This is a genomic window from Pseudomonas sp. HMSC065H01 (genome assembly GCF_001815235.1).
Lineage (GTDB): Bacteria > Pseudomonadota > Gammaproteobacteria > Pseudomonadales > Pseudomonadaceae > Pseudomonas > Pseudomonas aeruginosa.
This window is the reverse complement of sequence record NZ_KV819932.1, coordinates 70,989-82,907: the sequence shown is the minus strand read 5'-3', so window position 1 is coordinate 82,907 and position 11,919 is coordinate 70,989. Positions and strand designations below refer to the sequence as shown.

At 64.7% G+C, this 11,919-nt stretch carries 12 protein-coding genes; all 12 read left to right on the top strand.

Translation table 11 applies throughout. From position 1 onward, the window contains the following. Window position 1: 1 nt before the first annotated feature. The 12 genes from frr to rnhB all read left to right on the top strand — a co-directional run bounded on the left by frr (window position 2) and on the right by rnhB (window position 11,784). Window positions 2-559, top strand: coding sequence for a ribosome recycling factor (frr, locus tag HMPREF3014_RS27800; RefSeq protein WP_003092390.1), 558 nt, complete (start codon window positions 2-4; stop codon window positions 557-559). Window positions 560-574: 15 nt separating this feature from the next. Beyond that, the gene (gene uppS, locus HMPREF3014_RS27795) at window positions 575-1,330 is read left to right on the top strand and encodes a polyprenyl diphosphate synthase (protein WP_003113863.1); all 756 of its coding nucleotides are present in this window, start codon (window positions 575-577) and stop codon (window positions 1,328-1,330) included. Beyond that, complete coding sequence (cdsA, locus tag HMPREF3014_RS27790) at window positions 1,324-2,139, top strand: phosphatidate cytidylyltransferase (protein ID WP_003092388.1); 816 nt, start codon at window positions 1,324-1,326, stop codon at window positions 2,137-2,139. The genes uppS and cdsA overlap by 7 nt, the downstream gene beginning before the upstream one ends. Further along, window positions 2,136-3,326 carry a 1-deoxy-D-xylulose-5-phosphate reductoisomerase gene (ispC, locus tag HMPREF3014_RS27785; RefSeq protein ID WP_003113864.1) on the top strand — a complete coding sequence of 397 codons (1,191 nt, stop codon included), beginning with the start codon at window positions 2,136-2,138 and terminating at the stop codon, window positions 3,324-3,326. Before cdsA ends, ispC begins: the two co-directional genes overlap by 4 nt. Before the next feature lie 25 nt (window positions 3,327-3,351). Further along, complete coding sequence (gene rseP, locus HMPREF3014_RS27780) at window positions 3,352-4,704, top strand: sigma E protease regulator RseP (RefSeq protein ID WP_003098594.1); 1,353 nt, start codon at window positions 3,352-3,354, stop codon at window positions 4,702-4,704. 70 nt (window positions 4,705-4,774) lie between these two features. Further along, window positions 4,775-7,162 (top strand): outer membrane protein assembly factor BamA, encoded by a 2,388-nt coding sequence (gene bamA / locus HMPREF3014_RS27775; RefSeq protein WP_003122144.1) that lies wholly within the window; start codon window positions 4,775-4,777, stop codon window positions 7,160-7,162. Window positions 7,163-7,212: 50 nt separating this feature from the next. Then, window positions 7,213-7,719 (top strand): OmpH/Skp family outer membrane protein, encoded by a 507-nt coding sequence (locus HMPREF3014_RS27770; RefSeq protein WP_003098586.1) that lies wholly within the window; start codon window positions 7,213-7,215, stop codon window positions 7,717-7,719. Beyond that, the gene (gene lpxD / locus HMPREF3014_RS27765) at window positions 7,719-8,780 is read left to right on the top strand and encodes a UDP-3-O-(3-hydroxymyristoyl)glucosamine N-acyltransferase (RefSeq protein ID WP_003098585.1); all 1,062 of its coding nucleotides are present in this window, start codon (window positions 7,719-7,721) and stop codon (window positions 8,778-8,780) included. Before HMPREF3014_RS27770 ends, lpxD begins: the two co-directional genes overlap by 1 nt. Before the next feature lie 45 nt (window positions 8,781-8,825). Then, entirely contained in the window at window positions 8,826-9,266 is a 441-nt protein-coding gene (gene fabZ / locus HMPREF3014_RS27760) for a 3-hydroxyacyl-ACP dehydratase FabZ (protein ID WP_003092375.1), read from the top strand. After that, complete coding sequence (gene lpxA, locus HMPREF3014_RS27755; RefSeq protein WP_003092373.1) at window positions 9,263-10,039, top strand: acyl-ACP--UDP-N-acetylglucosamine O-acyltransferase; 777 nt, start codon at window positions 9,263-9,265, stop codon at window positions 10,037-10,039. Before fabZ ends, lpxA begins: the two co-directional genes overlap by 4 nt. A 3-nt stretch (window positions 10,040-10,042) precedes the next feature. Further along, window positions 10,043-11,179 (top strand): lipid-A-disaccharide synthase, encoded by a 1,137-nt coding sequence (gene lpxB / locus HMPREF3014_RS27750; RefSeq protein WP_003113865.1) that lies wholly within the window; start codon window positions 10,043-10,045, stop codon window positions 11,177-11,179. Next, window positions 11,179-11,784, top strand: coding sequence for a ribonuclease HII (gene rnhB, locus HMPREF3014_RS27745; protein WP_003098580.1), 606 nt, complete (start codon window positions 11,179-11,181; stop codon window positions 11,782-11,784). Before lpxB ends, rnhB begins: the two co-directional genes overlap by 1 nt. The last annotated feature ends 135 nt before the right edge of the window (window positions 11,785-11,919 follow it).

Below are 11,919 nucleotides of genomic sequence, written 5' to 3'. Positions count from 1 at the left end.
AATGATCAACGAGATCAAGAAGGAAGCGCAGGAGCGCATGGGCAAGACCCTGGAAGCGCTGGGCCATGCCTTCGCGAAGATTCGTACCGGTCGCGCGCATCCGAGCATCCTGGATAGCGTGATGGTTTCCTATTACGGGGCCGATACGCCGCTGCGCCAGGTCGCCAACGTCACCGTGGAAGACTCCCGTACCCTGGCCCTGGCCGTGTTCGACAAGAGCATGATCCAGGCGGTCGAGAAGGCCATCATGACCTCCGACCTGGGGCTCAACCCGGCCACCGCCGGCACCACCATCCGCGTACCGATGCCGGCCCTGACCGAGGAGACCCGCAAGGGCTACACCAAGCAGGCGCGTGCCGAGGCCGAGCAGGCGCGGGTTTCCGTGCGCAACATCCGTCGCGATGCGCTGGCCCAGTTGAAGGACCTGCAGAAGGAAAAGGAAATCAGCGAGGACGAAGAGCGCCGCGCCGGCGACGACGTGCAGAAGCTGACCGACAAGTTCATCGGTGAGATCGAGAAGGCACTGGAAGCCAAAGAAGCGGACCTCATGGCTGTCTGAGGCCGGGCTGACGTCATGGAAAAGACCCGGAAGGATGTGTGCGTGCCACGCCACGTGGCCATTATCATGGACGGTAACAATCGCTGGGCGAAGAAGCGTCTTCTGCCCGGCGTCGCCGGCCACAAGGCCGGTGTCGATGCCGTCAGGGCGGTGATCGAGGTCTGCGCCGAGGCAGGGGTCGAGGTCCTCACCCTGTTCGCGTTCTCCAGCGAGAACTGGCAGCGTCCGGCGGACGAAGTCAGCGCGCTGATGGAGCTGTTTCTCGTGGCCCTGCGCCGCGAGGTGCGCAAGCTCGACGAGAACGGCATCCGCCTGCGCATCATCGGCGATCGCACGCGTTTCCATCCGGAGTTGCAGGCGGCCATGCGCGAAGCGGAAGCCGCCACTGCCGGCAATACCCGTTTCCTCCTCCAGGTCGCCGCCAACTACGGCGGCCAGTGGGACATCGTCCAGGCCGCACAGCGCCTGGCGCGCGAGGTCCAGGGCGGGCACCTGGCGGCGGACGATATCTCCGCCGAGCTGCTCCAGGGCTGCCTGGTGACCGGCGACCAGCCGCTGCCCGACCTGTGCATCCGCACCGGCGGCGAGCATCGCATCAGCAATTTCCTTCTCTGGCAGCTGGCCTACGCCGAGCTGTATTTCTCCGACCTGTTCTGGCCCGACTTCAAGCACGCGGCGATGCGGGCTGCCCTGGCGGATTTCTCCAAGCGCCAGCGCCGCTTCGGCAAGACCAGCGAGCAAGTCGAGGCCGAGGCCCGTCCGTCATGCTGAAACAACGGATCATCACGGCGCTGGTGCTTTTGCCCATCGCGCTGGGTGGTTTTTTCCTTCTCGAAGGGGCGTTCTTCGCCCTGTTCATCGGCGCGGTGGTGAGCCTGGGGGCCTGGGAATGGGCGCGCCTGGCCGGCTATGAACAACAGTTCGGCCGCGTTGCCTACGCGGCGACGGTCGCCGTGCTGATGGTCGCTCTCTACCATCTGCCGCAGCTTGCCGGAGCCGTGCTGCTGCTGGCGCTGGTCTGGTGGACGCTGGCCACCGTGCTGGTGCTCACCTACCCGGAAAGCGTCGGCTACTGGGGCGGCCGCTGGCGCCGCCTGGGCATGGGCCTGCTGATCCTGTTGCCGGCCTGGCAGGGGCTGGTCCTGCTCAAGCAGTGGCCGCTGGCCAATGGCCTGATCATCGCCGTGATGGTGCTGGTCTGGGGCGCGGATATCGGCGCCTACTTCTCCGGCAAGGCCTTCGGCAAGCGCAAGCTGGCGCCGCGGGTCAGCCCCGGCAAGAGCTGGGAAGGCGTTTACGGCGGCCTGGCGGCCAGCCTGGCGATCACCCTGGCGGTCGGCCTCTACCGCGGCTGGTCCCTCGGCGCGCTGCTCCTGGCCCTGCTCGGTGCGGCGCTGGTGGTGTTCGTCTCGATCGTCGGCGACCTCACCGAAAGCATGTTCAAGCGCCAGTCCGGAATCAAGGACAGCAGCAACCTGCTGCCCGGCCACGGTGGCGTGCTGGATCGCATCGACAGCCTGACGGCAGCCATCCCGGTGTTCGCGGCCCTGCTCTGGGCCGCCGGCTGGGGTGCGCCATGAGTCGACCGCAGCGGATCAGCGTGCTCGGCGCGACCGGCTCGATCGGCCTGAGCACCCTGGACGTCGTCCAGCGTCATCCCGATCGTTACGAAGCCTTCGCCCTGACCGGCTTCAGCCGCCTGGCCGAACTCGAGGCGCTGTGCCTCAGGCACCGCCCCGTCTATGCGGTGGTGCCGGAGCAGGCCGCGGCGATCGCCTTGCAGGGCTCGCTCGCCGCGGCGGGTATCCGCACCCGGGTGCTGTTCGGCGAGCAGGCGTTGTGCGAAGTGGCCAGCGCGCCCGAAGTGGACATGGTAATGGCGGCCATCGTCGGCGCCGCCGGGCTGCCGTCGACCCTGGCGGCCGTCGAGGCCGGCAAGCGCGTACTGCTGGCCAACAAGGAAGCGCTGGTGATGTCCGGCGCGCTGTTCATGCAGGCGGTCAAGCGCAGCGGCGCGGTGCTCCTGCCGATCGACAGCGAGCACAACGCGATCTTCCAGTCGCTGCCGCGCAATTATGCCGATGGCCTGGAGCGGGTCGGCGTGCGCCGGATCCTCTTGACCGCCTCCGGCGGCCCGTTCCGCGAGACGCCGCTGGAGCAACTCGCTTCGGTGACGCCGGAGCAGGCTTGTGCGCACCCGAACTGGTCGATGGGGCGGAAGATTTCCGTCGACTCCGCCAGCATGATGAACAAGGGGCTCGAACTGATCGAGGCGTGCTGGCTGTTCGACGCCCAGCCGAGCCAGGTCGAGGTGGTGATCCACCCGCAGAGCGTGATCCACTCGATGGTGGACTACGTCGACGGTTCGGTGATCGCCCAGCTCGGCAATCCGGACATGCGCACGCCGATTTCCTATGCCATGGCCTGGCCGGAGCGAATCGATTCCGGCGTTTCGCCGCTGGATATGTTCGCCGTCGGTCGCCTGGATTTCCAGCGCCCCGACGAGCAGCGCTTCCCCTGCCTGCGCCTGGCGAGCCAGGCCGCGGAAACCGGCGGCAGCGCCCCGGCCATGCTGAATGCCGCGAACGAGGTGGCCGTGGCCGCATTTCTCGAGCGGCACATCCGCTTCAGCGACATCGCGGTTATCATCGAGGACGTGCTGAACCGCGAGGCGGTGACCGCAGTCGAATCGCTCGATCAGGTCCTGGCTGCCGATCGCCGCGCGCGTTCGGTCGCCGGGCAATGGTTGACCCGGCACGCCGGCTAGTCTTCGGACGGCCTGGAGGTAGGAGATGAGTGCGCTTTACATGATCGTCGGCACCCTGGTAGCCCTGGGTGTGCTGGTGACGTTCCACGAATTCGGCCACTTCTGGGTCGCGCGACGCTGCGGGGTGAAGGTCCTGCGCTTCTCCGTCGGCTTCGGCACGCCGCTGGTGCGCTGGCACGACCGGCACGGCACCGAGTTCGTGGTGGCGGCCATTCCGCTGGGCGGCTACGTCAAGATGCTCGACGAGCGCGAGGCGGAAGTACCGGCCCATCTGCTCGAACAGTCCTTCAATCGCAAGACGGTCCGTCAGCGGATCGCCATCGTCGCGGCTGGTCCCATCGCCAATTTCCTACTGGCGATTCTGTTCTTCTGGGTCGTCGCCCTGCTCGGTAGCCAGCAGGTACGCCCGGTCATCGGTTCCGTGGCGCCGGAGAGCCTGGCCGCCCAGGCCGGCCTGGAGGCCGGGCAGGAGCTGCTGGCGGTGGATGGCGAGCCCGTCACCGGCTGGAACGGGGTCAACCTGCAGCTGGTTCGCCGTCTCGGCGAGAGCGGTACGCTGGAAGTGCGGGTGCAGGAAAAAGGCTCGAATGTCGATTCCACCCACCAGGTGCGTCTGGATGGCTGGCTGAAGGGCGAGGACAATCCCGATCCCATCGCCTCGCTGGGCATCCGGCCCTGGCGGCCGGCCTTGCCGCCGGTGCTGGCCGAACTCGACCCCAAGGGGCCGGCGCAGGCCGCCGGACTGAAGCTCGGCGACCGCTTGCAGAGCATCGATGGCATCGCCGTCGACGACTGGCAGCAGGTGGTGGACAGCGTCCGTGCCCGTCCCGGGCAGCGCGTCCAGCTCAAGGTGCTGCGCGACGGCGAAGTGCTGGATGTTGCCCTGGAGCTGGCGGTGCGCGGCGAGGGCAAGGCCCGGAGCGGCTACATGGGGGCGGGGGTCGCCGGTACCGAATGGCCGGCGGAAATGCTCCGCGAAGTGAGCTACGGACCGCTGGAGGCGGTGGGTCAGGCGCTTTCCCGAACCTGGACCATGAGCCTGCTAACGCTCGACTCCATAAAGAAAATGTTGCTCGGCGAGCTCTCGGTAAAAAACTTGAGCGGGCCGATAACCATTGCTAAAGTGGCGGGCGCTTCAGCCCAGTCTGGCGTGGGGGATTTTCTCAATTTCCTGGCCTATCTGAGCATTAGCTTGGGGGTTCTCAACCTGCTGCCGATCCCTGTCCTCGATGGCGGGCATCTGCTGTTCTATCTGGTTGAGTGGGTGCGCGGGCGCCCATTATCCGAACGGGTACAGGCTTGGGGGATGCAGATCGGCATCAGTCTGGTCGTTGGCGTGATGTTGCTCGCTCTGGTCAACGATCTGAGTCGTCTGTAGTCATGTTGAATTCGAATCTGCCGCCCTTTGCGGCAGATTCTCTATTTGTCAGTTGGAAAAAAAGGACTCCATGAAACGCTTTCTGCTACCCGCGCTGCTGTCAGCGCTGATGATCGCCGAGGTTCACGCCGAGTCCTTCACTGTTTCCGATATCCGGGTCAATGGCCTGCAGCGCGTGTCCGCCGGTAGCGTGTTCGCCGCCCTGCCGCTGAACGTCGGCGAGACCATCGACGACCAGGCCCTGGTCCAGGCCACCCGCTCCCTGTTCAAGACCGGTTTCTTCCAGGACATCCAGCTCGGCCGCGATGGCAACGTGCTGGTAGTCACTGTAGTCGAGCGCCCGTCGATCTCCAGTATCGAGATCGAGGGCAACAAGGCGATTTCCAAGGAAGACCTGCTCAAGGGCCTGAAACAGTCCGGCCTGGCCGAGGGCGAGATCTTCCAGCGCGCCACCCTCGAAGGCGTGCGCAACGAGCTGCAACGCCAGTACGTGGCCCAGGGCCGCTACTCGGCCGAGATCAACGCGGAAGTGATCCCGCAGCCGCGCAACCGCGTCGCGCTGAAGATCAACATCAACGAAGGCACGGTCGCCGCGATTTCCCACATCAACGTGGTGGGCAACACCGTCTTCTCCGAAGAAGACCTGACCGACCTGTTCGAACTGAAGACCACCAACTGGCTGTCGTTCTTCAAGAACGACGACAAGTACGCCCGCGAAAAGCTCTCCGGCGACCTCGAGCGCCTGCGCTCCTATTACCTGGACCGCGGCTACATCAACATGGATATCGCCTCCACCCAGGTATCCATCACCCCGGACAAGAAGCACGTCTACATCACCGTCAACATCAACGAGGGTGAGAAGTACACCATCCGCGACGTGAAGCTGACCGGCGACCTGAAGGTGCCGGAAGAGGAAGTGAAGCGCCTGCTGCTGGTACAGAAGGGCCAGGTGTTCTCGCGCAAGGTGATGACCACCACCTCCGACCTAATCACCCGTCGCCTGGGCAACGAGGGCTACACCTTCGCCAACGTCAACGGCGTGCCGGAAGCCCATGACGACGACAAGACCGTCTCGGTGACCTTCGTCGTCGACCCGGGCAAGCGCGCCTACGTCAACCGCATCAACTTCCGCGGCAACACCAAGACCGAAGACGAAGTGCTGCGCCGCGAAATGCGCCAGATGGAAGGCGGTTGGGCCTCCACCTACCTGATCGACCAGTCCAAGGCCCGTCTGGAGCGCCTCGGCTACTTCAAGGAAGTCAACGTCGAGACCCCGGCGGTTCCCGGCACCGACGACCAGGTCGACGTCAACTACAGCGTCGAAGAGCAACCGTCCGGCTCGATCACCGCCAGCGTCGGCTTCGCCCAGAGCGCCGGCCTGATCCTCGGTGGCTCGATCAGCCAGAACAACTTCCTGGGTACCGGCAACAAGGTCAGCATCGGCCTGACCCGCAGCGAATACCAAACCCGCTACAACTTCGGCTTCGTCGACCCCTACTGGACCGTCGACGGCGTCAGCCTCGGCTACAATGCCTTCTACCGGAAGACCGACTACGACGAACTCGACGTCGACGTCGCCAGCTACTCGGTGAACAGCCTGGGCGCCGGCATGAGCATCGGCTACCCGATCAGCGAGACCTCGCGCTTGACCTATGGCCTGAGCGTGCAGCGCGACCAGATCGACACCGGCCGCTACACCGTGGACGAGATCTACGACTTCCTCGACAAGGAAGGCGACAACTTCACCAACTTCAAGGCTTCCATCGGCTGGTCCGAATCGACCCTGAACAAGGGCGTACTGGCCACCCGTGGTCACTCGCAGAGCCTGACCCTGGAAACCACCCTGCCGGGCAGCGACCTGTCGTTCTACAAGATCGACTACCGTGGCCAGGTCTTCGCCCCGCTGACCGACAACTACACCATGCGCTTCCACACCGAGCTGGGCTATGGCGACGGCTACGGATCCACCGAGCGCCTGCCGTTCTACGAGAACTACTACGCCGGCGGCTTCAACTCGGTGCGGGGCTTCAAGGACAGCACGCTGGGGCCGCGCAGCACGCCATCAGTTGCGCGTGATGGCAAAGGTAACCAGATCGTTGGCCCTGACAGCAAAGGCCGCTACACCGACCCGGACCAGGATCCCGAAGCCTTCGGTGGTAACATCCTGATCACCGGCGGCGCCGAGCTGCTGTTCCCGCTGCCGTTCGTCAAGGACCAGCGCCAGTTGCGTACCGTGCTGTTCTGGGACGTGGGTAGCACCTTCGATACCGACTGCCCGACCAAGACCACCACCAACTGCGACGGCATCAAGACCGACAACCTCGCCAGTTCCGTGGGCGTCGGCCTGACCTGGATCACCGCGCTGGGCCCGCTGAGCTTCAGCCTGGCGACGCCGATCAAGAAGCCGGACAACGCGGAAACCCAGGTCTTCCAGTTCTCCCTGGGCCAGACCTTCTGATTTGTACGTAGTACCGAGTAACGAAACCATGCTTTGTGCAGGAGTGCATCGTGCGTAAGTTCACCCAGTTCGTCCTGATCACCGCAGCCATCATGGCGGCTCCTTCGGCGTTCGCTGAAATGAAGATCGCGGTGCTCAACTACCAGATGGCGCTGCTCGAGTCCGATGCCGCCAAGCAATACGCCGTGGATGCCGAGAAGAAGTTCGGCCCCCAGCTGAACAAGCTGAAGAACCTCGAGCGCGACGCCAAGGCGCTGCAGGACAAGCTGGTTTCCAACGGCAGCAAGATGTCCCAGGGCGACCGCGAGAAGGCCGAGCTGGACTTCAAGCAGAAGGCCCGTGACTTCCAGTTCCAGTCCAAGGAATTGAACGAGTCGAAGGCCGCCGCCGACCGCGACATGCTGAAGAAACTCAAGCCGAAGCTGGACCAGGCCGTCGAGGAGACCATCAAGAAAGGTGGTTACGACATGGTCATCGAACGTGGCGCCGTGGTCGACGTCAAGCCGCAATACGACATCACCCGCCAGGTGATCGAGCGGATGAACCAGCTGCGTTGATGATGAGTACCTTGTCCTACACCCTGGGCCAGCTGGCCGCGCATGTCGGCGCGGAAGTCCGTGGCGACGCGGACCTGCCGATCCAGGGCCTGGCGACCTTGCAGGAGGCCGGACCGGCTCAGCTGAGCTTCCTGGCCAACCCGCAGTATCGCAAGTACCTGCCCGAAAGCCGTGCCGGCGCCGTCCTGCTGACGGCTGCCGACGCCGACGGGTTCGCCGGTACCGCGCTGGTGGTGGCCAACCCCTACCTGGCCTATGCCAGCCTGTCGCACCTGTTCGATCGCAAACCGAAGGCGGCCGCCGGTATCCATCCTACCGCCATCGTCGCGGCGGACGCCGAGGTCGATCCGAGCGCCAGCGTCGGCGCCTATGCGGTGATCGAGAGTGGCGCCCGCATCGGCGCTGGCGTCAGCATCGGCGCGCACTGCGTGATCGGAGCCCGTAGCGTGATCGGCGAAGGCGGCTGGCTGGCGCCGCGGGTCACGCTCTACCACGACGTCACCATCGGCGCGCGGGTGAGTATCCAGTCGGGCGCGGTGATCGGCGGCGAAGGTTTCGGTTTCGCCAACGAGAAGGGCGTCTGGCAGAAGATCGCCCAGATCGGCGGGGTGACCATCGGTGACGACGTCGAGATCGGCGCGAACACCACCATCGACCGTGGAGCACTGTCCGATACGCTGATCGGCAACGGTGTGAAGCTGGACAACCAGATCATGATCGCGCACAACGTGCAGATCGGCGATCATACCGCCATGGCCGCTTGCGTCGGCATTTCCGGCAGCGCCAAGATCGGCAGGCATTGCATGCTCGCCGGCGGCGTTGGCCTGGTCGGCCATATCGAGATCTGCGACAACGTTTTCGTGACCGGCATGACCATGGTGACCCGCTCGATCACCGAGCCGGGATCGTATTCCTCCGGTACCGCCATGCAACCGGCGGCCGAATGGAAAAAAAGCGCCGCGCGCATTCGTCAACTGGACGACATGGCGCGTCGACTTCAGCAGCTGGAAAAACGCCTGGCTGCCGTGACCTCAAGCGGTGACGCTTCATCTGATGCGTAATTGACGTTTTTTGCGTCACCCTTTTCTGAACAGGCTCCCCCTAACATGATGGACATCAACGAGATTCGCGAATACCTGCCTCATCGCTATCCTTTCCTGCTGGTGGATCGGGTGGTAGAGCTGGACATCGAGGGCAAGCGCATTCGCGCCTACAAGAATGTCAGTATCAATGAGCCGTTCTTCAACGGACATTTCCCCGAGCACCCGATCATGCCGGGCGTGCTGATCATCGAGGCGATGGCCCAGGCGGCCGGTATCCTCGGTTTCAAGATGCTCGACGTGAAGCCCGCCGACGGCACCCTTTACTACTTCGTCGGTTCGGACAAGCTGCGCTTCCGCCAGCCGGTCCTGCCGGGCGACCAACTGCAACTGCACGCCAAGTTCATCAGCGTGAAGCGCAGCATCTGGAAATTCGACTGCCACGCTACCGTCGACGACAAGCCGGTATGCTCGGCTGAAATCATCTGTGCGGAACGCAAACTATGAGTTTGATCGATCCTCGCGCCATCATCGATCCGAGCGCCAGGCTGGCGGCTGACGTCCAGGTGGGCCCGTGGTCCATCGTCGGGGCGGAAGTGGAGATCGGTGAAGGGACGGTGATCGGTCCGCACGTGGTGCTCAAGGGCCCCACGAAGATCGGCAAGCACAACCGCATCTACCAGTTTTCCAGCGTCGGCGAGGATACTCCCGACCTGAAATACAAGGGCGAGCCGACGCGCCTGGTGATCGGTGACCACAACGTGATCCGCGAAGGCGTGACCATCCATCGCGGAACCGTCCAGGATCGCGCGGAAACCACCATTGGCGACCACAACCTGATCATGGCCTATGCGCACATCGGCCATGACAGCGTGATCGGCAACCATTGCATCCTGGTGAACAACACGGCGCTGGCCGGGCATGTCCACGTGGACGACTGGGCGATCCTGTCCGGCTACACCCTGGTGCACCAGTACTGCCGGATCGGCGCGCACAGCTTTTCCGGCATGGGCAGCGCCATCGGCAAGGACGTCCCGGCCTACGTGACGGTCTTCGGCAACCCGGCCGAAGCCCGCAGCATGAACTTCGAAGGCATGCGTCGGCGCGGCTTCAGCAGCGAGGCCATCCATGCCCTGCGGCGTGCCTACAAGGTGGTCTATCGCCAGGGACATACCGTCGAGGAAGCCCTGGCCGAGCTGGCCGAAAGCGCTGCCCAGTTCCCCGAGGTCGCGGTGTTCCGTGATTCCATCCAGAGCGCAACCCGCGGCATCACCCGCTGAGCCATGGCTGACGGATTACGCGTAGCCCTGGTCGCCGGCGAGGCCTCCGGCGACATCCTCGGGTCCGGACTGATGCAGGCGCTGCGGGCGCGGCACCCGGATATCGAGTTCATCGGCGTCGGTGGGCCGCGCATGGAGGCCGAAGGGCTGTCCAGCTATTTCCCCATGGAGCGCCTGTCGGTGATGGGCCTGGTCGAAGTGCTGGGCAGGCTGCCGGAGTTGTTGCGACGGCGCAAGCGGCTGATCCGCACGCTCATCGAGGCCCGGCCGGATGTGATGATCGGCATCGATGCTCCCGACTTCACCCTCGGCGTCGAACACAAGCTGCGCCAGGCTGGCCTGCGCACCGTGCATTACGTCAGCCCTTCGGTATGGGCCTGGCGGCAGAAGCGGGTGCTGAAGATTCGCGAAGCCTGCGACCTGATGCTGGCATTGTTCCCCTTCGAAGCACGTTTCTACGAAGAGCATGGGGTGCCTGTGCGTTTCGTCGGCCACCCCCTGGCCAACACCATTCCCCTGCAGGCGGATCGCGCTGCGGCCCGCGCGCGGCTCGGATTGCCGGCGGACGGACAGGTGCTGGCGCTGATGCCGGGCAGTCGCGGCGGCGAGGTCGGCAAGCTCGGCGCCTTGTTCCTCGACACCGCCCAGCGTCTGCTCGTCGAACGGCCGGGCTTGCGTTTCGTGCTGCCCTGCGCCAGCGCTGCACGGCGCGAACAGATCGAGCAGATGCTCCAGGGCCGCGAGCCTCTGCCGCTGACGCTGCTCGACGGTGCGTCCCATGAAGCGCTTGCCGCCTGCGATGCGGTGCTGATCGCCTCCGGTACCGCGACCCTCGAGGCGCTGCTCTACAAGCGGCCCATGGTGGTGGCTTATCGGGTCGCCGGGCTGACGTACCGGATTCTCAAGCGCCTGGTGAAAAGCCCGTACATCTCCCTGCCGAACCTGTTGGCCGGACGCCTGTTGGTGCCGGAACTGATCCAGGACGCCGCCACCCCGCAAGCGCTAGCCGCAACCCTCTCGCCGCTGCTGGACGACGGCTCGCAGCAGGTGGAATTCTTCGATGCCATCCATCGGGCCTTGCGCCAGGATGCCTCGGCACAGGCGGCGGAAGCCGTCCTGCAACTGGTGGAGCGCCGCTGATGCAACTGGGTCTGGATTTCAATCTGGTGGAGGATCTGGTCGCGGGCGTCGACGAGGTCGGTCGCGGTCCGTTGTGCGGCCCGGTGGTCACCGCCGCGGTGATTCTCGACCCGAGCCGCCCGATCCTCGGCCTGAACGACTCGAAGAAGCTCAGCGAAGCCCGCCGCGAGGCGCTGTTCGAAGAGATCCGCGAGAAGGCCCTGGCCTGGTGCATCGCCCGCGCCGAGGTCGAGGAGATCGACCGGCTGAACATTCTGCATGCCACCATGCTCGCCATGCAGCGCGCGGTCGAAGGCCTCAGCGTGACTCCGCGGCTGGCCCTGATCGACGGCAATCGTTGTCCGAAACTGGCGGTGCCCTGCGCGCCGGTGGTCAAGGGCGACAGCCAGGTGCCGGCGATCGCTGCGGCGTCGATCCTGGCCAAGGTCAGTCGCGACCGGGAAATGGTCGAGCTGGACCGGGTCTATCCGGGCTATGGCATGGCCGGGCACAAGGGATATCCGACCGCGGTCCATCTCGAGGCGCTTTCCCGCCTCGGCCCGACGCCGATCCATCGACGCTCGTTTGCGCCGGTTCGCGAATTGCTGGACGTCTCTGTTCAATAATTGAACGGATGTCGCGTGACTGACCGTATCTGTCGCCTGGTGACAAGCGGCGAGCGACGTCAATAGCGGAAAGTCCTGCCCCTTCCTGCCAAGTGCCATTCACAGCGAAATTTCCTTCGGCTCGCACGTCATTCC